Genomic DNA, 22,437 nt, shown 5'->3' with positions numbered 1-22,437 from the left:
TTACGTACTTACGCATTTTTTCTACAAGCGTTGTACGACGTATTCCGAGCATCTCAGCCGCGCGAGCAACAACGTTATCTTGCAGCTCTAGCGCCTGACGTATCATGTCGATTTCCAGTTCTGCTAATAAATCCTTAAGGTTAACGCCTTCAGGCGGTAGCTCACTTGGGAAACGTGTCTCAGGGATTTCAACCGGCTCTTCATCACTAAAGATAGAAGCCAAAGCATCACGTTCCTGTTGCTCTTCGCTCATCTCTACACAATATTCGGGCACATCAATATGGCGATACTTAACGGGTAAGTCGTTCACATCAACCAGTCCACCCGGATATAAAATGGTGAGGCGTTCGACTAAATTAGACAGCTCACGCACGTTACCCGACCAAGCATGTTCTTTTAACGACTCTATCGCACGCTGCGTAAAACGCACCTTGCCACGGCCTTCGTTATAGACTCGGCTCACCAACTCTTGTAATAGCAAAGGCACATCGTCCTTGCGATCACATAGCGCAGGCATTTCAATCGGGAATACGTTTAGGCGGTAATAGAGATCCTCGCGGAACTCATTCACGCTGATCATGGTTTCTAAATCTCTATGTGTCGCTGCTACAACGCGCACATCGGCATTGATGGTCTTAGTGCCGCCAACACGCTCAAATACCCGTTCTTGCAGTACACGAAGCAATTTAACTTGCATCTGCAATGGCATATCACCAATTTCATCGAGAAATAGCGTGCCACCTTCGGCCAATTCAAAACGGCCCTTACGAGAACAAATTGCCCCAGTAAATGATCCCTTCTCATGACCAAAAAGTTCACTCTCTAACAACTCTGGCGGTATAGCACCACAGTTAACAGGAATAAAAGGGCCATCACGGCGCTCAGACAAATAATGGATATTACGGGCGACCACTTCTTTACCGGTACCGGATTGACCCAATACTAGTACAGTCGCCTCAGATGTCGCCACTTGATTAATCAAGTGCCTTACATTGGCAATACCATCGCTGCGCCCCACCAAGCTTCGAAATAACTTAGTTTGATTTGCACTTGTGGGGACTTGAGGGCGCTTAACTTGGCCAAATACTTGGCAGAAGTGTAATAATTCGGTGAGTTGAGGATAGGTTAAAGGTTCCTCAATATTTCCAAGAATGTTAGACACTTGCAGATCGTCAACGTTGCCAAGCAACAGCATAGGTTGCCATGGATGTTGACCCGCGATGTTTTTAAGTGCATCAGCATCCATAACATCAGTTAGGATAACTAAAGCTCGAAAACGAGTATCTTGGAGGCTAGCACTTAATTTTTCGGCGTCAATTTGTGCAATTTGCTCACCTAAAAAATCAAAAATGCAACACAGGCGATTTAATCGCTCTGATGGGGGGCCGATAAGTAAAATTCGTTGATCTGTTTGCATCATTCAGTAGGCCGTAAAGCGCTAATAGGTATTAATTCGCATTAATTATTTATGATTAGTTGCTGTAAAAGCTTAACAAATTCAATGTAACAATCTGTGCCACCATCACTACTGTGATGAATATTGTATTATCAGCAGACGAGAAGCAAGCCTCAGATGAGGTTTATGCCAAACTGAATTGATTTTAGTTCATTTATGCCATGATTCTAGCTAAAAACGTCAAATATTTGACTTTAAGCCAAAAAAAAGACGCAACCAGTGCGTCTCTAATGCATTCTTTCAAGAACAGAATTTAAGTCTATTCGGGATAAGATGACAAATTATGTTTGTCAGTGGGAATAGCATCCCACCCTTCTTTAATTGTTTTAAGAATGACGACAACCTCATCAATCGCTTGAGCATCATTATTGATATTAGCTTCTGACATTCTTCGTAACATGAAATCATATAATCTTGTTAGATTACTTGCCACTTCACCTTCAGCATCCATATTTAGGCTGCTATTTAACCCAGAGACAATACCGATAGCCTTCCCCATAAAAAGGCCTCGCTTAGCAATATCACCTTGCTCGATGGCGCATTTTGCTTGGGCTAAACGCTCTAATGCACCCGCGAATAACATTTGAATGACACGATGCGGAGAAGCAACGCTCAGATCACTTTCCACAGAGACTTTTCGATATGATTGCATTGATCCGCGCATAAATACCTACCTATTTGATTCAATTGTCTTATAAGCTTTAATCTGACGCTTTGCATTATTATCGACCTGCACCAATGCACGACAATCCTCCATCACCTTTGTTGACCGCATAATCAAGGTTTGACTTAGATTAAACTGATCCATTAAAAATGGCTGATCGATGAACTCGCTATTAGAGACTAAGGTTTTCAAACATGCTTCGCGCTGCTCAATAAGACTCTGCAATTCTAATACCAAAACATGAAAATCTTCAGTTATCGGGTTTGAATCATCAATTTTTTTCAAATTTAACAATATGTTGTCATTAACATTTGTCAATTGCTGAATAACGTTATCCAAATGACCCTCGCAAACGCATCTAGAAATAGCAGCTATGCCAAAATTTCGACTCTATTTAGTTGTTTTTTCTAACAACGCCGGGGAGCGAATCGAGGCGCGATAGTAACATGCTAGATTGGGAGTTTAAGTTAGCCACAACCAAATCCATCGCATTAAATTGCTTATATAAACGATCACTGTAGGCTGCCATGCGGGTATTCAATTGTACTCGACTATCCGCAATACGTGATACCTGTTCGTCAAGCGAGCTATCACGACTATCTATAACACCGCCGGATTTAATATAAGTATCGACAAGACTCGACATTTTAGGCGCAAGACCAGTTTCCTCGGTCGTAAATAACTCTGCAATTGCGCCTTTATCATTTTTGATAGATTCGGTTAGCTTAGTCGAGTCAATTTCTAATAAGCCTTCACGAGTCGTTTTTATCCCCAAATTGGCCAGCGTTTGGGTGCCATCAGAAGTCTCAAAACCACTCGATAACATACCGCGCAACTGGCTTTGAATACTGCGAGGTAAGGCGTCGCCCTGCAATATTCCCGCCTGTTTAGTATCGGGATTATATCCAGTTAGATCTTTTATGGTTTTCATCAAACCATTGTAAGATTCGACAAAGCCTTCGATGGCCGTTTTGGTTGTGGCTGTGTCTTTGCTGACAGTAAGAGTCGTTGTTTTGTCTATATCGGCTGCGGTTAATGTTAGCGAAACACCCGTAATGGCTTTATCGAGGCTATTAGATTGGGAAACCACTTTCACCCCATCGATATGCACTATGGCATTTTTCGCGGGAGTAAGCTCACTCATGGTAAAGGTATCCGATAACCCAGTACCGGCTCCGGTATTCGTTGCAGTAACGGATATGAGGTTATCTTCACCGGTTTTTTTAGACCCTAACACAAGCTGAGGCCCTAACTCACCATTAACAATCGTTGCCGTTACGTCGGTATTATCGTCAGATTGATTAATCTTATTCATAATATCGGTAAGGGAATCGGTGGCGCTGACATCAATATTAAAAGCCGTACCTGTGCCAACACTAATCGCTAAAGAGCCTTCGCCTATCGGTGAGGTTGCGTCTGTAGCAACAGCAGAGCCCACCTTTTGGCTTTGGGCAAGTTGTTCGACTTTAACTTGATAACTGCCAGAGACTGCGGTTTTATCGACGGTGGCGGAGAGGTAATCTTTAGTGGATGCAACGACTTTTTGGCTAGCGAAGGTTTCACTCTTGTTCAGTGTTTTTAACTTATCGTTAAATTCAGACATAGCACTTTTTAATGCACCCACACCGGATATCTGGGCATTAAGCTTGCCTTCACTGGCATCAAACTTGGCGATTTTACCGGCACTTTCTGCATTCACTAACGCAGTAACAATGCCACCTATGTCCATTCCAGAACCAATACCTACCGATGTTAAGCCCATAAAAACCTCTGCTAAACAATAAACCCAATCTACACAGTCTCACGCAACAATATGAGATACGTACTCACTAAAATATTACACTTCTGTTTTCATCAATAAACCAGCGACTTCACTTAACTTTTTCGCAATCTCTAAGGCTTCTTCATTCGGTATTTGCCGAATCAAATCACCTGTTTGCTCGTCGATCACTTTTACCACTTGCTTGCCTGAATCTTCATCGATATTAAAGGCTAAGCCTTTTTGCATCAGATTCATGCTGGCGGCAATCTCTTTTACCGCTTGTTGCAGCGCCTCGGCATCCACCTGCGCCGTTTGATTAACCTGTTCGACACTGCGTACCGAATCATCCGTCGCTGGTACGCCCTTATTCTGCAAAGGTTGCTCCGCAGCATTGGTTTTATTATCGGCTAGCGCTGCCATATTGTCTTTTCTCGCCGACGGCATTGAAGTATTGATAACATTAACGTCCATGACACACCTCAACTTACTTTCTATCGCAATTTAATAAGCAAGTCACATACCAAAAACAGAATGCTATTGCTTAAAGCAAAAAGGAGAGTCCGTACAGACTCTCCTTATCATCTCAACTCACACTATGCTGTACCACTGATTATAGGAGTGATAGTGCAGTTTGTGGGATCTGGTTAGCCTGTGCCAGCATTGCAGATGAAGTTTGCGACAGAATTTGCTGCTTAGTTAACTGCGCTGTTTCTGAAGCAAAGTCCACATCCTGAATTCGACTACGGGCATCTGCCACGTTTGACTGAATATTATTTAAGTTATTGATTGTGAAGTTCAGACGATTCTGAACGGCACCAATATCCGCTCTCTGGTTATCAATTTGTCCAATCGCCGCATCAATTACACTAATAGCATCTTGGGCTTTACTTTCATCCGTAATATCTAAACTTTCAACCGATTCAAAAGCTGATGCTGCTGAGTTAAATTCCGTGACAGCCGAGTTCGCCACTGAAAACGCAGAGCTACTACTAAGCTCTACTGTACCGGTTTTAACTGCAGCGGCTGCCGAGGTCTCTGTCAAAGCGAAACCACCAAAATCAACTGTCTGGTCTCCGGTTGCCGTGCTTGCAAAGGAGGCAATAGAGATATCTGCACCATCAACAGTGCTTAATTTGAGTGAAGACTTATCGGTTGGATCTGCAAACTCTGCGCTAACACCAGAGGTTCCTTTTTGACCATTAATGGCCTCTGCAAGTGCAGTCAAATCTGAGCCAGAAGCGACGTTAGCCGAAACTGCAGCGCCATTAAGTGTAAAACTTACAGTACCACCAGCAGATAAGTCGCTCAGCGTCATTTCATTGGAAGCAACGGCTTTAACATCGATACCTTTAGCTGACGTTGCTGCATTAATTGCAGAAGCAATATCCTTAGCACTATCTCCTGCATCCCAAGCTATAGCTCCTGTAACTTTACCACCACCAGTAATAGTGAGGTTGGCCTCTACTGCGATACCGTTGGTCGCAGCGGCGACGTTCATCGCTGTACCACCCATGGTCAAGGTATTTTTGCCTAGTGCAGAGGCTTTTACATTTGATAGTGATAAGTTAATGGTTTCATTTGCATTAGAACCAATTTGGAACGCTTTAGTACCAAAAGAACCATCTAATAACTTTTGCCCACCGAACGAGGTTGTTTCCGCAATACGAGTTAATTCTGACTGTAGTGATGATATTTCTTTCTGTAGCGATTTACGGTCATCAGCAGAGTTAGAACCGTTCGCAGACTGGAGAGACAAGTCACGCATACGCTGCAGAATATTGGTTGATTCTTGCATCGCGCCTTCGGCGGTTTGTGCCATCGAAATACCATCGTTAGCGTTACGAGTAGCCACACCAAGACCGTTAATCTGACTGGTTAAACGATTAGAAATTTGCAGACCCGCAGCATCATCCTTGGCACTGTTAATGCGCAAACCTGAGGATAAACGCTCCATCGAGGTGGATAATTTTGAGTTAGCACCATTTAATTGGTTTTGTGCACGCATTGAGGTGACGTTGGTGTTTACTGAAATAGCCATGGTTATTGCCCTCTACCTAACTTGAATAGTGCCTGTCAGTACTGTCAGGCAAAGTTTATTTTCTACATTCACTGTAACGGCGAGTAATAAAAAACCTTTAGCAAATAATTTAAAAAATAAAAAAATTTTAAAAAACAAAAACAAAACAGACCACTAAGGTCTGTTTTAATCGACAAAAACAATCTACCAGCCTTAACCTAATAAGGATAATGCTGTTTGTGGTATTTGGTTGGCTTGAGCCAGCATAGCTGAAGATGTCTGCGACAAAATCTGCTGTTTAGTTAGCTCTGCCGTTTCTTTGGCAAAATCCACATCCTGAATACGACTACGCGCATCGGACACATTAGACTGAATATTGCTTAAGTTGTTGATTGTAAAGCTCATTCTATTTTGTATTGCGCCCAAATCAGAACGTTGGCTATCAATTTGTCCAATCGCTGCGTCAATTACACTAATAGCATCTTGGGCTTTACTTTCATCCGTAATATCTAAACTTTCAACCGATTCAAAAGCTGATGCAGTTGAGTTAAATTCCGTTACGGCAGAGTTACCAACCGAAAACGCTGAGCTACTGCTAAGCTCTACTGTACCGGTTTTAACTGCAGCGGCTGCCGAGGTCTCTGTCAAAGCGAAACCACCAAAATCAACTGTCTGGTCTCCGGTTGCCGTGCTTGCAAAGGAGGCAATTGAAATATCTGCACCATCAACAGTGCTTAATTTGAGTGAAGACTTATCGGTTGGATCTGCAAACTCTGCGCTAACACCAGAGGTTCCTTTTTGACCATTAATGGCCTCTGCAAGTGCAGTCAAATCTGAGCCAGAAGCGACGTTAGCCGAAACTGCAGCGCCATTAAGTGTAAAACTTACAGTACCACCAGCAGATAAGTCGCTCAGCGTCATTTCATTGGAAGCAACGGCTTTAACATCGATACCTTTAGCTGACGTTGCTGCATTAATTGCAGAAGCAATATCCTTAGCACTATCTCCTGCATCCCAAGCTATAGCTCCTGTAACTTTACCACCACCACTGATAGTGAGGTTGGCCTCTGCTGCGATAGTGTTTGTCGCAGCGGCGACGTTCATCGCTGTACCACCCATGGTCAAGGTGTTTTTGCCTAGTGCAGAGGCTTTTACATTTGACAATGAAACACTAATGGTTTCATTTGCATTCGCGCCAACTTGGAATGATTTAGTACCAAAAGAACCATCTAATAACTTTTGTCCGCCGAACGAGGTTGTATCCGCAATACGAGTTAACTCTGACTGAAGCGCCGTTAACTCTTTATGTAGTGCAGCACGGTCACCAGCAGAATTGGAACCGTTTGCAGATTGTAAAGAGAGATCACGCATGCGCTGTAAAATATTGGTGGATTCTTGCATCGCCCCTTCGGCGGTTTGTGCCATCGAAATACCATCGTTAGCGTTACGAACAGCTACACCGATACCATTGATTTGACTGGTTAAACGGTTAGCAATTTGCAAACCCGCAGCATCGTCTTTAGCACTATTAATGCGCAGGCCCGATGATAAACGCTCCATCGAGGTGGATAATTTTGAATTAGCGCCGTTTAATTGGTTTTGCGCCTTCATTGATGTGACGTTGGTGTTTACTGAAATAGCCATGTTACATTCCTCTTCTAAGTTGGGTGCCAAGACGTGGAAGCCTGGCTAAATCTTGTTGCCATCAATTGCTGCAACTTTACTTAACGTGCTTAACTCTATTTGCTTAATTTAATTACTTAACCTTTAGACCTTGATGCCTTCATCATTGAAAACCGTCTTGTTTTAGCGCTTTCGGTTCAGAAGGCATTCGATCTAGATGTAATCAAACAGCGATACGGAACCCACTTTACTAAACACACTGGATACGGCATTGAGTGCGAGTTGTTGCTTCTCAAATTCAGTTATCGCAGTGGCATAATCAAGATCTTCCAATTTGGATAATGCCGAGGTGTTAATCAATTTCTCATCAGTGTGCTTATCAGTATATTTTTCCAGTATCTTTAAACTGTTACCTGATAAGCCTTGCTGCTGACTCATTTGTTTGACACCACTCCCAACATTATTCAATAACTGTGCCAACTCAGACTGCCCAGCAGGCGTCTGCACTTGGTCAGCATTTTCAAAAAGAGCAATCGCCTTATTTAAGGTATTGAAAATGCTAACCTCTGGTTCTTGATGAAGGGTAAAGCTGTCACCTATTTTCGGCTCGCCAGCAATTTTTAGTTCAACACCGTCAAAAGTGACTGGCACAGCGGGATCGAACGCCGCTGCGGGGGAGATGATATTGGCGGGAATCGCGTTGTCGGTAACTTCGACATTAATGCCACCAGCACCATCATCTAGAAATGAAACAGTGTAATCAGAGAGAGAAGGTGTCGCGTTAGCTAGCTTAGCGCTAGATACACTAAAATCACCTTGTTGGGACGGCAAATAATTGACGCTATAATCGCCCATTGCATTGGGTGACTTCATAAAAGCGGTATCTCCAGCCACATTAGTATTAAGCTGAATACCTGTAGCAATCATGCTATTACGAACGCCTGAGTCGCCTGAGTAAATAATTTGACCATTGTTATCGAATTCGAACGGTTTCGTGTCCGTTTTATTACCTGCAAAGAGATAGTTTCCCGATTCATCTTTGGTATTCGCAATCGTCAGTAATTGATCCAGACTTTTACGCAGATCATCGGCAATTGTTTGCCGCTCTGGCTCAGTCATACTGCCGTTAGACCCCCTTAGCATCATATCTTTCATGCTCGATACTAATGTATCCGCTTGGCCAAGTTGACTTTCGGTCTGTTGTAAGTGATTCGTTGCATAATCAATGTTCTTAATGAACTGATCGACGAGTGCATTTTTCTGATTCAGATTATCAATACCCTGTGACGCCACAGGATCATCACCCGCAGTATTGACTTTCTTACCGCTGCTCAGTTGTTCAAGAATTTTGCTGGTCGCAGTTTGCTTTTGCAGCACACTGGTAATGCTTTGATTAAAGATCTGCGCGGATGATAATCGCATAGTTAAATCTCCTAACGCACTGAGGATAATAAAGTGTCAAAAATCTGCTGTGCGGTCGTCATGATCCGCGCAGAGGCTTGATAAGCTTGCTGAAAACGCATTAAATTTGCGGCTTCTTCATCTAAATTCACGCCCGACTCACTCTCTACTCGCGCATAAGCTTGTTGATACACGGCCTCAGCCGAACCAGTACGCACTTCGGCCGCTTTCGTTTTACTGCCAATGTCGAGCTTAGTGTTCTCGAACACATCCGCTAAGGTCGATTTACCATTATTCATCACTTTACTTTCGCTCAATTTAGCCATAGCAACAGCATTGGAGTTATCGCCCTCGGCAAAGGATAAATCGAAGGTAAATCTGTCATTGCCCGCTGCAGCTGTACTATCTACTTCGAAGGTAAAACCAAAGGCGCTGATACTCGGTGGGGTATAAGTTGTAGCAGCCCCAAGTGATGTTCCTGCGGCATCGAATGCTTCATAGGTGGGTGGCGCGACAGTGGTGTCGAGTTTGATCGTCAATTCACTGCCCGTCACAGGAAAATTTGCGGCATTTCGATTGCCAATTTGAGTCAACTTAACTTGGGTATTGCCCGAGTTAGCGGCATCAGCGGTAATCTTTGGGGATGCGGCGGCAATGCCTTTAGGGTCTTTCATAACAACTTCAATGCCATTTGAAGCACCCGCTGTCGGGCGAATGGCAAAACGATCCCCCGACGCCATAGCGCCCGCTTTTATGTCAATTGAAAATCCAAAAGTCGAGCCTGATAAAGTCAGCGGTGTTATCACCCCCGTTTCCGTATCTCTCAACTCATAAGAAGCTGGCGCAGTACTGACACATGACAGCTCGTAGGCACCGCCAGTTAATAAATTAGTGTCATCGATGGTGACGCCTAACGTTGCATTGCCCGTATTACCAGAAAAACCTGCTACACGACCCAAGGACATCATAGGATCGTTGATATCTTTGAAGATATTGGCGCCGACTTGACCATTGAGGTCAATGCCTTGCGCTTGCATTTTGTTAAAGTTATCAGCCACGCCCAAAGCTAATTGGTCAAGCTCATGACCCGCGGGAATTAACGTCTGGTCACGAAAGTCAAACATAGCTCCTAGCTGACCGCCAAGTTTACTTGGGTCAACTGTGACGCTTTGCGAACCAATACTTGAATTAAGCTGTAACTCTTTGGGAAATGGGTTACCCGCTTGAGTGCCCATACTCATGGCAATCTCACCGGAAACTAGCATCACAGAGCCACCGAGCATGATACTCTTTGCGCCATTTTCTTGCGGGATGACATTCACTTGGGCGTACTGGCTTAATTCTTGAACGAGTGCATCTTGCTTATCGAGTAACTGCGCATCTTGATTCGGTGACTTCATCAGCTCTAGGTTTAAGTTGGCAAGTTCTGTACTGATCTCATTAATACGCTTAGTCATGCCGGTTATCTGGTCATTGGTTTGATCGAGCTGACCATTCAAATAAGACTGCATCTGATTCAGGCTACTCGCGACTTGCTGCGCATTCGTTAAGGTCGAGCTGCGGATGCCCAGGTCTGTGGGTAAGTCTGCCACGCTATTCATACCTGAAAACAGGTCATTTAAGCTTTGTGGCACAACGTTGCCTATCTTAGAAAATAGCTGATCGAGTTCACTCAATTTACCGTAGCTGGCTTCGGCGGCACTGAGCGTTGTTTGGCCAATGCGCAACTCTCTTGCGGCATAGTCATTGTAGATACGCTTAACGTCATTAACGTAAGTTCCAGTGCCATAAAAGCTATTGCCTAAACGCTGTGATTCTAGAGTCGACTGAGTTGCCACTTGTCTGTGGTAACCCGCGGTATTTGCGTTAGCAATGTTATTACTGGTGACACCCAGTTGCGACTGGGAGGCAAGCACTCCAGTTCGCGCAATATTCAGCAGATCAACGGCCATTAGTTGACACTCCTATGAACAAACAGGGTTGTAAGGTTCATCATTTGTCTTCTCCTGGCAGAATTGATTTCAGCTCTTCGCTGATGGACTGCATCACTTTAATGACTTTTTCAGCATATCGAGGATCTGTGGCATAACCCGCATCCTGCAAAGCTCGAATAAACTGAGTTGGCGAAGCCGCCACTTTCTTCGCATCTTGATAACGATCGCCTTCGGCAATGAAGGACACAAAATCGTTGAAGCTATGCTCAAAGTCACTGTAAACACGGAAGTCGGCTTTTTGCTGCACTGCCACACCGTGTTCGAATTCTAAGGTGCTGACGTTCGCCTTATCGCCCTGCCAACGGCGATCAGCTTTAATATTGAATAGGTTATGACTTGGCGCGCCGTTATTACCGCGAACAATTTTTTGTCCCCAGCCGGTTTCAAGTGCCGATTGCGCCAACAATACTTCTGGTTGGGTACCTAATGCTTTTGCCGCTTTTTCGGCATGTGGGTATAAGGTCGCCAAAAACTCTTCTCGACTACCGAAACGGACTATCTTCTGGGTTTCCCTAAAGGCCGCCGTCGGCAAAACTTGGCCGCTAATCACAGGGTCGACGACAGAAAGTGACTGTTCGCTCCAGCTTGGCTTAGGTGTATCAATTGCCAGTAAACGATTTGGCGTATCAATGTCCATTGATGAGTTTGCATCCATGGCTCTATCAGGCTCAAATGCTGGTCGAGCAATGGCAGCGGGTACGCCCTGATTAATAACTGTGGATTCAACCGCTGGCGCGACTGCACTCTGCATTGGCACGTTAAGCGCTTTAGCATCATGGAGCATTTTCATACCGCCATCGTCGCGTAATACCGATGCTGGCGTAAAATGACTGGTTTCAGGGGAGAGTTGCTGCACCATCATATCGGCAAGGCCCAATACCCCTTTGTCAGATAAATCGACCGATAACTGCTGATCGCGCATCTGCTCGTAAAACTTAGTGTATTGGCTATTGAGAGGACTATCAGACTGAAAAACCGCATTGGCATCGCGCATACTTTTCATCAGCATTTGCACGAAAATACCTTCAAATTGTTGGGCGACCTTTTTCAAGGCGCCCTTCTCATCCTTCTGTGCCTGGGCGCGGAGTGAATCTAAGCCGCCCAGGTCAAGAAAATGTGATGAACTTGAAAGCTTTTCCATGATTTTCCCGACAGAAATTAGATGATGATAAGTTCACCATGCAAAGCTCCTGCCACTTTTAACGCTTCCAGTATTGCTAACACATCTGAAGGGGCTGCACCGACCAAGTTAACCGCTCTAACCAGCTCATCCAGCGTAGTGCCAGGATTAAACATAAACATACGGCGGTCACTTTCTGTCGCTGTAATCGTACTATTGCTCGTGACGGTTGTTTGACCATTGGCCAAGGCGTTTGGCTGTGAAACCTGGGTTGCCTCAGCAATCGTGACTGTCATGCCGCCATGGGTAATCGCCGCTGGGAGTAAGCGCACGTTTTGCCCAACCACTATGGTTCCAGTGCGTGAGTTAACGATCACTTTGGCAGATTCTTCTGCGGGAATAACATCGAGGTTTTCAAGCGTAGCTAAAAAAGACACCCGTTGTGATACATCACGCGGAGCACTGACCTGCACAGATGTCGCGTCTAAAGGACGCGCCATATCAGGGCCTAATAGCTCATTAATCGCATCGGCCATCCGTTGTGCGGTAGAAAAATCAGAACGACGTAAGTTAAACGTCAAATAATCGCCGGTTGAAAATGGGGTCGCCACACTGCGCTCGACAATCGCGCCATTGGGTATACGGCCAACAGTTGGAGTATTTTGAATCACCTTTGAACCATCTAAACCATCGGCACTAAAACCACTCACCACTAAGCTGCCTTGGGCTATCGCATACACATTACCGTCAACGCCTTTCAAAAAGGTTTGCAATAAGGTGCCACCGCGTAAACTTTTTGCTTCGCCTAAGCTAGATACGGTGACGTCAAGATCTTGACCCGGTTTTATAAAGGCAGGCATGTCCGCATGTACGGCAACCACAGCGACGTTTTTAATCTTTGGTTTGACGTTGTCAGGAAGATTAATGCCGAAATTTTTCAGCATAGTCATAAAGGTCTGCTCGGTATAACTGGTTTTCTCACCCGTTCCCGGCAAACCAACCACTAAGCCATAACCGATCAACTGGTTACTGCGTACGCCCTGCACATTGGCAATATCTTTAATTCGTTCAGCCTGACTAGGTAGAGAAAACACTAGCACGGCAACGGCTAACACCAGTTTATATTTCATGATACGACTCCTTAGAAGGGCCACCAGTCGCTCATAAAGAACTGGCTTAACCAGCCCACTTTTTGAGCATCTGCGAAAGTACCTGTGCCACTGTATTGAATACGGGCATTGGCCATTCGCGTTGAATCGATAGTGTTATCGGGTTTAATGTCCTGCGAGCGAACCAGACCTGTGACGCGAATAAACTCATCACCGTTGTTGATTGAGATCCATTTTTCGCCGCGGATCACTAAGCTGCCGTTGTTCAGCACTTGCATCACGTTTGCCGAGATGCTGCCATCTAAACTATTGCTCTGATCCGCATCCGATTCACGCTTAGTGTTCATGCTATCTTTATAACGTAAATCAATTGGCACTCCGCCAACGGAGATATTACTACCACCGGCGAAGATAGGATCTAAGCTCATGTCAGAGCCTTTTTTGATCTGATTGCCTGCACTCTTCTTAGCTTGAGTCGACTCTTTCAAAACGATAGTGATAATGTCGCCAACTTTGTGAGCACGTATATCCGAATACAAGCTAGATGCTTGACTGTCTTGATAAATAGAACCAGTCGCAGCAATTTTTGTCGGCGGTGCCTCTGGATATACCGGCGCATAAAAGGGATCATCCGCAAGGGGTTTCTTTTGCGTCGAGCTACAAGCTGCAAGCAATAACGCGACGGCCAACACAAGATATCTAGCCATGATGTTTGCCTCTATAAATTCTGAGTCACGTAAGACAGCATCTGATCTACCGCTGAAATCACTTTGGAGTTCATCTCGTAAATGCGCTGACTTTCGATAAGGTTCACAAGTTCTTCGGTCACGTTAACGTTAGAGGTTTCTAAGGCGCCTTGGCGAATCGCTCCCATGCCATCTAACGAAGCAGTACCTTGAATTGGCGTGCCGCTCGCACCGGTTTCCGTGTATAAGTTTTGCCCCATAGGATCCAGACCCGATGGATTAATAAAATCCGTCATAGTCAACTGACCCACAACTTGGTTCTCTGCTGTACCTGGGGTTTTCACTGAAACTTCACCCTCAGCGGAAACGGTAATACTGGTCGCATTGTCAGGAATCGTGATCGCGGGTTGCAACAAGTAGCCAGAACCTGGCGTCACAATCTGGCCCGTATCGTCTAAGGTAAACTGACCGTTTCGGGTATAGGCTGCAGTACCATCGGGTAGCTGGATTTCAAAAAAGCCGGGGCCTTCAATCATCAGATCCAATGAGTTATCCGTAGTCAGCATGTTGCCTTGGGTAAACATTTTCTGCGTGGCGACGACTTTGGTACCCGCACCTATGTTTAACCCATTAGGTAACTTAGTGTTAGAAGCGCTGACACCGCCCGCTTGGTTAACTGTTTGGTAAAGCAAATCTTCAAATACTGCGCGACTTTTCTTGTAGCCCACAGTGCTGGCGTTCGCCACGTTGTTCGAGATCACCGCAATGTCAGTTTGCTGTGCGTCTAAGCCAGTTTTACTAATCCATAACGCCGGATGCATAATCTATCTCCTAACTAATACGCATTAATGAAGATGAAGCGCGATCATTTTCTTCCGCGGTTTTCATCATCTTGACTTGCAATTCAAACTGACGCTGAAGGTCAATCAAAGACACCATTTCATCGACAGGGTTTACGTTACTGCCTTCCACTGCGCCACTTTCAACCCCTACGCTAGGATCGGCAGGAGCGATATTCCCTGACACAAGCCGGAACAATCCATCCTCACCGCGCATCATCTCGGCATTACCTGGATTAACGAGTTTCAAGCGACCAACTTCTTCCACCACTTCAGCGGTAGCGCCCTGAGGTCGAACAGAAATAATGCCATCCTGAGAAATTGAAACTTTCTCGATAGGGAGCGGCAACACTATGGGACCGGCATCCCCCATAACAGGATTTCCCCTGTCATTGTGTAGTAAACCCGTAGAGTCGAAACTTAAACTACCAGCGCGGGTATAGGCTTCACTGCCATCTTTTGCCTGCACGGCAAACCAGCCGTCGCCTTTAATGGCAACATCGAGATCTCGTCCGGTCGTTTTTATTGGACCTGAGCGAAAATTTGCTGACGGAGACTCTGTCATCGCAAACACCCTTGTAGGCAATCCTTCACCGAAGGCCTGCATCGAGCGAGCTTGCGCCATATCGGATTTAAAACCGTCGGTATTAGCATTGGCTAGGTTGTTCGCACGGAGCGCCAGCTCATTCATATTTTGCTTGGCGCCACTCATGGCGACATAAAGGAATTTGTCCACAGACTGCTCCGTCAAATTTTCTACATGACAATAGCAAAGCAAGCATCGTGCCAATAAAGTTGACGTTTAATTTACTGATAGAATTGAAGAATAAGGAAATGAAGTGAATTGATAGCAGGATAAAGGCTAAGTGTTGCCACTGGCGGCAACACTTAGTTAAACAAAGTAATGATTAGCGGATTTGTAATACGGTTTGTTGCAGCGTGTTATTCACTTCAAGGGTACGAGAGTTCGCTTGGAAGTTACGCTGCGCCGAAATTAAATCGACCAGTTCAGTCGTTAAATCGATGTTCGATTGCTCTAACGCCGATGAACTGAGACTACCAAAAGTTCCACTATTGGGCTCACCCGCTAACGCAGGACCTGAAGCTAAACTGGCTTTCCACGACGTATTCCCCACTTGCGTTAAACCTTGTTCGTTAGCAAAACGAACTAAAGCAACCCGTGCTAAAGCAACGTTCGAACCGTTAGAATAGCTTGCTGTAATTAGGCCATCAGCACCAATTTCAACGTTAGTTAAACGACCAACCGTCGTACCATCTTGTTTCAATTCAGTCGCCGCAAAAGGATCTGCATATTGCGTTGGCGCATTGAACTTCACTGTTAATGCTTGAGTGCCATCCGCTCCAGCACCTAATACACCAGCTGGTTTATTACCAAGTGGCGCCGTAGTAATAACTGCAGGATTACTGTCAATATAGGCTCCAACTGAGTTAAACTTCAGCACCGCCCCCGTCCAGCCACCAGCAGTTTGCGCTGAAACACCACCACCGCCCGCAACAGGTGGCACATCTGGACTACCGTCACCATCAGTATCCACATCGTATTTACCTGCAGGGCCATTTAAATTTACAGGTTTATTATCAATAGCATAATAAGCCACCCAATTACTCTCACCATTATATGCACCGTCTTTAGGCTTCACAAAGTACGTGGTCATGATGTGGCCCTCACCGAGTGAGTCATAAATAGTCATTGAAGTGACATTGTTATAAGTTTTTGGATCGGTGTGGTCAAATAAAGCAGGATCTAGGGCTTCAGCTTTAGCATTTAAGTTCATTTGTAAAGTAACATTCTCAGTCTTTACTGGACTACCTGCAGTATCGGGAATTTGTACAGGCTTAGCCGTGGTTAAACTCACAGATGTTGAGTTGCCGTCTTTATCCACAGGGAAAGTCTGTAAATAATTACCAGCCGAATCCACCATGTAATTATTAGAATCTACTTTAAAAGCGCCTGCACGGGTGAATGCGTGATCTAATGTTCCTAATTCAGAGGACGTTACAAAGAAACCACCACCTTTGATTGCCAAGTCGAGGGAGTTATTCGTCAGTTGTAAGCTGCCTTGATGGAATTGCTGTGCCACTTGACTCGTTGCAACACCACCACCAACAGCAGTTTTAGCATTTGAAAAAATAGAATTAGCGTACACATCCGCAAATTCAGCACGGGACTCTTTAAAGCCAATGGTGTTCGCATTAGCAATGTTATTCGCCGTAGTGTTTAAATCTTTCTGCGCGGCAGCAATGCCACTCAATGCAATGTTAAACGACATAATTCACCTCTACACTTGACTCAATTCATTGATGAGCGACTTACGCCCAATTCGGATGCTGCAAAAATTCTTTTAGGCAAACTTAGGTTTCAGATACAGCTAATACATCGGTTAACTTGATGCCCATACCGCCTCTCAAGTTAAGAATGGCACCAGTACTGGCCGTACCAAGAGAGACACTGGTCACATGAGCATAGGTCGAGACTGGCAATTCTTGGGATTTCCCATCCACTAACCCACTCGCCTTGATCGAATAGTTACCTGCGGTTACAGGTTTTCCATCTTTATCGAGGCCATCCCAGTTGACATCGACATTGCCCCCCTTGCTGCCATCAACTTTAAAGGTGGTCACAACTTGGCCTTTATCATCCTCAACACGTACAGTAACTTCAGGAATTTTAGCTGGCGTGCTAATCACACCTTTTATTGTTGGGCTTTCAGCTGAAATGTTACCTGTATCGGTTGGGATCAATACCTTGCGACCAACAAGTCCTGATGCCTGCAATGCTTGGCTCGACGTCATAACACCGTTTAAATTAACGATTTCATTATTCAACTTAGTAATACCATCAACCGTCGAGAATGATGCCATCTGCGCAATCATTTGATCGTTGTCGACAGGCTTAAAAGGGTCCTGCATCGATAACTGTTGGCTTAATAACGAGAAAAAGTCATCTTGAGTTAACTGTTGGCTTTTAGCTTCCGGTACTATCGAATCTTTTGGCAAACGTATGCCATCAAGAAACGGATTGCCCGTTGAGCTGGTTGATGAATTGGTCGTAACAGCATTTGACTGACTCTTATTTTGAGCCGTCTGCGCCGAGGCTTGGTTAATTTGATTAATGAGGCTCACAGCTTACCTCCTAAGTAACACATGTTATTTACCCATCCCAAGTGTTTGTTGCAGCATAGACTTAGCTGCTTCAGCGACCTGAACATTCATTTGATATGAGCGCGAAGCAGAAATCATATCTGCCATTTCTTCCATGACATTAACATTCGGTTTATAAATAAAGCCGTCCGCATCCGCCATTGGATGATCGGGCGAGTATTCTTTTAGTAGTGGTTTATCACTTTCAACAATGCCTTTTACCGCAACACCTTGAGAGGCTTGTTGCTGACTTTGCGCTTTGGCCATTTCAGCTTCAAAAATAGGATGACGGGAACGATAGGTCTTATCTACGCTACTCGAGACGGAATCAGCGTTAGCTATGTTACTCGCAGTGGTGTTCAACCTGACCGATTGAGCCGACATTCCCGAGCCAGCAACATCAAATATGCTAAATAAACTCATGATTAATCCCCTCTCAGCGCTTTCTTCATGCCACTAAACTTACTGTCTAAAAAGCCTAATGACATTTGATATTCAAGGGCATTTTGCATGAATGCCGATTGTTCCTGTTGGATATCAACGGTATTGCCATCACCGGTATCGGGTTGATTTGGCACACGGAACTTAACAAATTGACCCGTCAACTCAGCAAGACCAAAATGCTTGTCTGACTCTTGCATTTCAAGACTATTACGCTGCTGTTGTTGGCCACGGGCGGCCTGCATTGCCGCAGAAAAATCAACATCACGGGCTTTATAATGTGGCGTATCGGCGTTAGCGATATTGCTCGAAATGACTTCAGCTCGCTGCGCTCTAATACCGAGAGTGTACTGATGCACACCCAGTGCATTATCAAAATTGATCGCCATAAAATTGCCTCCTCGTGTTACTCACGGAAATAAAGCAATTCATGTGCCAACATAGTGGAATAATGAGAATAACAATAGGGATGAGCAAGTGATGGGTAAAAAATTACCGACAAATGTCGGTAATTTTCTTTAAAGAAGCAAACTTAAGTCTTTTTCTGGTAATAAATCCCAGGATTACAACGGACCATGTCAAACTCATCCGTTAAACCAGCTATAGATTCAGAAGCACCAAGAAATAAGATCCCTTTGGGATTAAGAGCGGCAGCGAATTGCCGCAAAATTTTTGCCTTTGCCTCAGGCGCAAAATAAATCAGCACATTGCGGCAAAAAATAATGTCGAACTTACCAAGTAAGCTATAACTCTCAAGCAGATTATGTGCCCTAAAGTTCACTAAACGCTTAACATTATCCTTTAACTTCATATTGCCTGAAGGCAAAGCATCAAAAAACTGACGCTTACGCTCCTCGGATAAACCGCGCGCTAATGCCAAACTATCGTACTCAGCATTTTTGCAACGTTCCAACATGGAAGGCGATAAATCCGTGGCTTGAATTGACGCACTACCCGCAAGCGCACCAGGCTTCTTTTGTTGATACTCAAGAATCGTCATCGCCAGTGAATAGGGTTCTTGCCCAGACGAACACGCGGCCGACCAAATCTTAAGTGGACGACCTAAACGACTGTACTCAGGTAACAAAACGTTATGCAATAACTCAAATGGATAACGATCACGAAACCAGAGGGTTTCATTAGTCGTCATAGCATCGATCACTTCAGCCCGAAGCGCACGTTCCGTTGGCTTCATCGAATGCTTAACCACATCAGATAAGGATGGCAGGTTATATTTCCCCATCAGAGGAGCTAGACGACTGCGCACCAGATATTGCTTATTTTCACCCAGTACGATGCCGCTGTGTTGCTCTAAGAACAACCTAAATTGATTATATTCAGCTTCAGCGAGTGATTTATTTGGCACATTCACATCCTAAATCCTATAGCAAGCACCAAAATCAGTGCGAAACCATCATGTTATAAAGTCGAGATTATAGCGTAAAGCGTATCTAGGTACTAACTACTGCACTTACAAACTTAAGTGTTTATTCACGGCAGCAGCCAGTTCGTCGGGATTAAACTTAGCGATAAAGTCATTGGCCCCCACTTTTTGAACCATTGCCTGATTGAATACACCACTTAACGACGTGTGCAGTACCACTTTAATATGCTTGAGCTTAGGATCATCTCGGATCTCAGCGGTCAGGGTATAACCATCCATTTCAGGCATCTCAATGTCTGAGATAATGAGAGGGATTTCATCGGCAACATTGTCCATTTCTTTGGCGATTTCTTTAAGCTTATCTAATGCTTCTCGACCATCTTTTGCGGTATCAATTTGTAAGTTCAATGACTCGAGTGAACGAATAATTTGCTTACGCGCCACGGCAGAATCATCGATAACCATAATATGGTAATGCTGGGTTCTGTCGAGGGTCAGCTTTTCATTGGCTTCTTCACTGATAGCGGTTTTAACCGGTGAAATCTCATCTAAGATTTTTTCTACATCGAGAATTTCAACCAATTCACCTTCAATCTCAGTTACAGCCGTCAGATAAGAATAACGACCGGCACCTTGCGGCGGAGGCATAATCGCTTCCCAATTCATGTTGATAATCCGCTCAACAGAACTGACCAAGAAACCTTGAACGCTACGGTTATATTCAGAAATAATGATGAAACAGTTTTCAGTACTCGCTAAAGGTCTACCACCTGTTGCCGCACTCAGATCAATAACTGAAATAGTCGTACCGCGAATATGCGCGACACCTTTAACATAAGGATTAAGTTTAGGCAAAGTTGTCAGTGGCGGGCACTGCAGTACTTCTTTCACCTTAAACACGTTAATCCCAAACCGTTGACGACCGTTTAATTTAAAAAGCAGCAATTCTAAACGGTTTTGACCAACGAGCTGGGTTCGTTTGTTGACTGAATCAAGAATACTCGACATAACTCTGCCTTGTTGTTCTGTTTATGTACGGCCCTATGACTCGTTTGAGTATAGGCATATTAATTGCTTACGTCTTATCTATCGATAAACATAGTCGAAACTGAGTCAATCTTCTGACAGTGATGCAAATTATTATTACAGTGGTCAGCTTCGAACTTGATAAAAGTATAGGTGCATTCTGGCGTTACAAGCTAGTCTCTTCATTATGAAAGTAAATTTAGTCTGTTTTTTTAGTGTTTTCGCCCTCTTCATGCCCGCTTTTGCGAGTGCAGAGCCTATTGTTCCCACCGTATCGGCCATCTCAGAATTAGCTAAAGCGCTTATTTCAGAAAAGATATCCGTGCCCGCTAATGCCAAAGTCGATATTTCGCCGCAAATAGTTGACGCAAGAATGCTGCCGTCACAATGTTCGTCGCCGATTAAGGTTGAATTGGCTAGTGACAGGGAAATTAGCCGTAATAACACCCTAAAAGTCAGCTGCGATACGCAAGAGCTCGCTTACCCTTGGCAAATTTATATCTCGGTTAGAGTGGATATTTTATTCCCCGTTGTTGTCACAACTGAAACCTTAGCACCTGGCGAACTCATCTCCCCTAGCCAAGTTGAAATCCGTTACATTGAGCAAAATAGTTTACGAGGCGCTGAGTTTGATGACCCAAGTAAATTAGCAGGTGTACGAGTAAAACGACGCGTCTCGAAGGATTATCCTATATTGAGCAATAACTTATGCTTCGTGTGTAAAAACGACTCGGTATCTATTTATGTTCGTTCTAACTCATTCGAACTTAAAACTGCGGGCGAAGCCCTACAAGATGGCAATAAAGGCGATCGGATCAGAGTCAAAAATAGCAGTTCAAACAAAGAACTAGATGCTATAGTCACGGGCATTGGCGAAGTTGAAGTAAGAATGTAAAATAATCTAAAGCTTTTTTATAAGCTGCCGATACCCCAGTTAAGAAATCCCGTACACACGACGCTGGAGCCGAAAATGGCAATTGATATTAGCAAACTCAACACTGCAACGACCACACAAGTTCGTTCAGGTGCAACTAAAACTAGCAGCGATCAATCTGCTCAAGTTGCCACAAAATCGACAACACCACAAAGAAGCGACTCAGTGGTGATTACAGCGCAAGCGCAACAACTTCAAGGAGCTCAGACTAAAATGGCGAGCCTTCCTGAAGTTGATCAAAAGAAAGTGGCCGAAATTAAACAGGCTATCGCCGAAGGCCGCTATAAAATTGACCCTGAAAAGTTGGCTGCCAATATTGCAAGTTTTGAAGCCGAACTTAATGACTTGAATAAAGAGTAACTATGACTGAAATAGCTAAACTGGTAGATCTACAACACGCCCATTTGGCTGTTCTTAAGCAAATCATACTCAAGGAAAAAGGCGCTTTGGTTGACCAAAACGCCGATTTACTGCTTTCTCTTGCTAACGAAAAATCACAATGTCTGAAAGAACTCAAGACTAATGACGATATTCTGGCAAACCACACTGATAAGTCTCAACTCACTCAGCAAACCGAACTCGTGCATAAAATGGCCGTTGTCAAAGACGCATTAACTGAATGCAAAGAACTGAACGATCAAAATGCCAGTTTAATTGAGATGAATTTAGCCAGTCTCAATCGCTTCGCTCAAGCTTTACAAGCCAGCAGAAACGCCTCCAGCCTTACGTATAACGATAAAGGCAAGACCTCAACTATCTCAAGTTTAGGTAATGATTTAAAGGCCTAACAGGCGCATCAATTCCCACTCTGTATTTCCC

The 22,437-nt window shown here is 44.4% G+C and carries 23 protein-coding genes; 3 read left to right on the top strand and 20 right to left on the bottom strand.

The window, feature by feature from the left end:
* The 20 genes from K5Q99_RS13855 to K5Q99_RS13760 form a co-directional block, all read right to left on the bottom strand.
* Positions 1 to 1,420, bottom strand: a 1,420-nt coding sequence (locus tag K5Q99_RS13855) for a sigma-54 dependent transcriptional regulator (RefSeq protein WP_220777191.1), incomplete at its 3' end; no start/stop codon positions are given.
* Positions 1,421 to 1,715: 295 nt separating this feature from the next.
* Positions 1,716 to 2,120, bottom strand: coding sequence for a flagellar export chaperone FliS (gene fliS, locus K5Q99_RS13850; RefSeq protein ID WP_107948417.1), 405 nt, complete (start codon positions 2,118 to 2,120; stop codon positions 1,716 to 1,718).
* Positions 2,121 to 2,126: 6 nt separating this feature from the next.
* On the bottom strand, positions 2,127 to 2,459 hold the full coding sequence (locus tag K5Q99_RS13845; protein WP_220777190.1) for a hypothetical protein: 333 nt from the start codon (positions 2,457 to 2,459) through the stop codon (positions 2,127 to 2,129).
* A 55-nt stretch (positions 2,460 to 2,514) separates the two neighbouring features.
* Entirely contained in the window at positions 2,515 to 3,882 is a 1,368-nt protein-coding gene (gene fliD / locus K5Q99_RS13840; RefSeq protein ID WP_220777189.1) for a flagellar filament capping protein FliD, read from the bottom strand.
* Positions 3,883 to 3,957: 75 nt separating this feature from the next.
* Positions 3,958 to 4,353: a flagellar protein FlaG gene (locus tag K5Q99_RS13835; protein ID WP_220777188.1), complete on the bottom strand. Its 396-nt coding sequence runs from the start codon at positions 4,351 to 4,353 to the stop codon at positions 3,958 to 3,960.
* A 139-nt stretch (positions 4,354 to 4,492) separates the two neighbouring features.
* A complete protein-coding gene (locus tag K5Q99_RS13830) occupies positions 4,493 to 5,920 on the bottom strand; it encodes a flagellin (RefSeq protein WP_220777187.1) in 1,428 nt (475 codons plus the stop codon).
* Positions 5,921 to 6,112: 192 nt separating this feature from the next.
* On the bottom strand, positions 6,113 to 7,543 hold the full coding sequence (locus tag K5Q99_RS13825) for a flagellin (RefSeq protein ID WP_220777186.1): 1,431 nt from the start codon (positions 7,541 to 7,543) through the stop codon (positions 6,113 to 6,115).
* A gap of 192 nt (positions 7,544 to 7,735) precedes the next feature.
* A complete protein-coding gene (flgL, locus tag K5Q99_RS13820) occupies positions 7,736 to 8,944 on the bottom strand; it encodes a flagellar hook-associated protein FlgL (protein WP_220777185.1) in 1,209 nt (402 codons plus the stop codon).
* A gap of 11 nt (positions 8,945 to 8,955) precedes the next feature.
* Positions 8,956 to 10,875 carry a flagellar hook-associated protein FlgK gene (gene flgK, locus K5Q99_RS13815; protein ID WP_220777184.1) on the bottom strand — a complete coding sequence of 640 codons (1,920 nt, stop codon included), beginning with the start codon at positions 10,873 to 10,875 and terminating at the stop codon, positions 8,956 to 8,958.
* A gap of 40 nt (positions 10,876 to 10,915) precedes the next feature.
* Complete coding sequence (gene flgJ / locus K5Q99_RS13810) at positions 10,916 to 12,058, bottom strand: flagellar assembly peptidoglycan hydrolase FlgJ (RefSeq protein WP_220777183.1); 1,143 nt, start codon at positions 12,056 to 12,058, stop codon at positions 10,916 to 10,918.
* Positions 12,059 to 12,075: 17 nt separating this feature from the next.
* Positions 12,076 to 13,167: a flagellar basal body P-ring protein FlgI gene (locus K5Q99_RS13805; protein ID WP_006082420.1), complete on the bottom strand. Its 1,092-nt coding sequence runs from the start codon at positions 13,165 to 13,167 to the stop codon at positions 12,076 to 12,078.
* Between the two features lie 11 nt (positions 13,168 to 13,178).
* Positions 13,179 to 13,853: a flagellar basal body L-ring protein FlgH gene (gene flgH / locus K5Q99_RS13800; RefSeq protein ID WP_012089711.1), complete on the bottom strand. Its 675-nt coding sequence runs from the start codon at positions 13,851 to 13,853 to the stop codon at positions 13,179 to 13,181.
* 11 nt (positions 13,854 to 13,864) lie between these two features.
* On the bottom strand, positions 13,865 to 14,653 hold the full coding sequence (gene flgG, locus K5Q99_RS13795; protein ID WP_006085642.1) for a flagellar basal-body rod protein FlgG: 789 nt from the start codon (positions 14,651 to 14,653) through the stop codon (positions 13,865 to 13,867).
* Between the two features lie 10 nt (positions 14,654 to 14,663).
* Positions 14,664 to 15,407, bottom strand: coding sequence for a flagellar basal-body rod protein FlgF (gene flgF, locus K5Q99_RS13790; RefSeq protein ID WP_006085643.1), 744 nt, complete (start codon positions 15,405 to 15,407; stop codon positions 14,664 to 14,666).
* Between the two features lie 172 nt (positions 15,408 to 15,579).
* Positions 15,580 to 16,962 (bottom strand): flagellar hook protein FlgE, encoded by a 1,383-nt coding sequence (flgE, locus tag K5Q99_RS13785; protein ID WP_126491502.1) that lies wholly within the window; start codon positions 16,960 to 16,962, stop codon positions 15,580 to 15,582.
* A gap of 82 nt (positions 16,963 to 17,044) precedes the next feature.
* The gene (flgD, locus tag K5Q99_RS13780) at positions 17,045 to 17,815 is read right to left on the bottom strand and encodes a flagellar hook assembly protein FlgD (RefSeq protein ID WP_220777182.1); all 771 of its coding nucleotides are present in this window, start codon (positions 17,813 to 17,815) and stop codon (positions 17,045 to 17,047) included.
* A gap of 24 nt (positions 17,816 to 17,839) precedes the next feature.
* Positions 17,840 to 18,256: a flagellar basal body rod protein FlgC gene (gene flgC, locus K5Q99_RS13775; RefSeq protein ID WP_006085646.1), complete on the bottom strand. Its 417-nt coding sequence runs from the start codon at positions 18,254 to 18,256 to the stop codon at positions 17,840 to 17,842.
* Between the two features lie 2 nt (positions 18,257 to 18,258).
* Complete coding sequence (flgB, locus tag K5Q99_RS13770) at positions 18,259 to 18,663, bottom strand: flagellar basal body rod protein FlgB (protein ID WP_006082429.1); 405 nt, start codon at positions 18,661 to 18,663, stop codon at positions 18,259 to 18,261.
* 143 nt (positions 18,664 to 18,806) lie between these two features.
* Positions 18,807 to 19,646, bottom strand: a complete 840-nt coding sequence (locus tag K5Q99_RS13765; RefSeq protein ID WP_006082430.1) for a CheR family methyltransferase — start codon at positions 19,644 to 19,646, stop codon at positions 18,807 to 18,809.
* Positions 19,647 to 19,745: 99 nt separating this feature from the next.
* On the bottom strand, positions 19,746 to 20,666 hold the full coding sequence (locus K5Q99_RS13760) for a chemotaxis protein CheV (RefSeq protein WP_006082431.1): 921 nt from the start codon (positions 20,664 to 20,666) through the stop codon (positions 19,746 to 19,748).
* Between the two features lie 205 nt (positions 20,667 to 20,871).
* On the opposite strand from K5Q99_RS13760, the gene flgA reads away from it, so the two are divergent.
* The 3 genes from flgA (at position 20,872) to K5Q99_RS13745 (ending at position 22,406) form a co-directional block, all read left to right on the top strand.
* Entirely contained in the window at positions 20,872 to 21,579 is a 708-nt protein-coding gene (gene flgA, locus K5Q99_RS13755; protein ID WP_006082432.1) for a flagellar basal body P-ring formation chaperone FlgA, read from the top strand.
* A 75-nt stretch (positions 21,580 to 21,654) separates the two neighbouring features.
* Entirely contained in the window at positions 21,655 to 21,978 is a 324-nt protein-coding gene (gene flgM / locus K5Q99_RS13750; RefSeq protein ID WP_006082433.1) for a flagellar biosynthesis anti-sigma factor FlgM, read from the top strand.
* Positions 21,979 to 21,980: 2 nt separating this feature from the next.
* Entirely contained in the window at positions 21,981 to 22,406 is a 426-nt protein-coding gene (locus tag K5Q99_RS13745) for a flagella synthesis protein FlgN (RefSeq protein ID WP_011847321.1), read from the top strand.
* The last annotated feature ends 31 nt before the right edge of the window (positions 22,407 to 22,437 follow it).

Origin of the sequence: Shewanella hafniensis, assembly GCF_019655335.1 — a bacterium.
Lineage (GTDB): Bacteria > Pseudomonadota > Gammaproteobacteria > Enterobacterales > Shewanellaceae > Shewanella > Shewanella hafniensis.
This window is presented reverse-complemented; position numbering and strand designations above follow the sequence as displayed.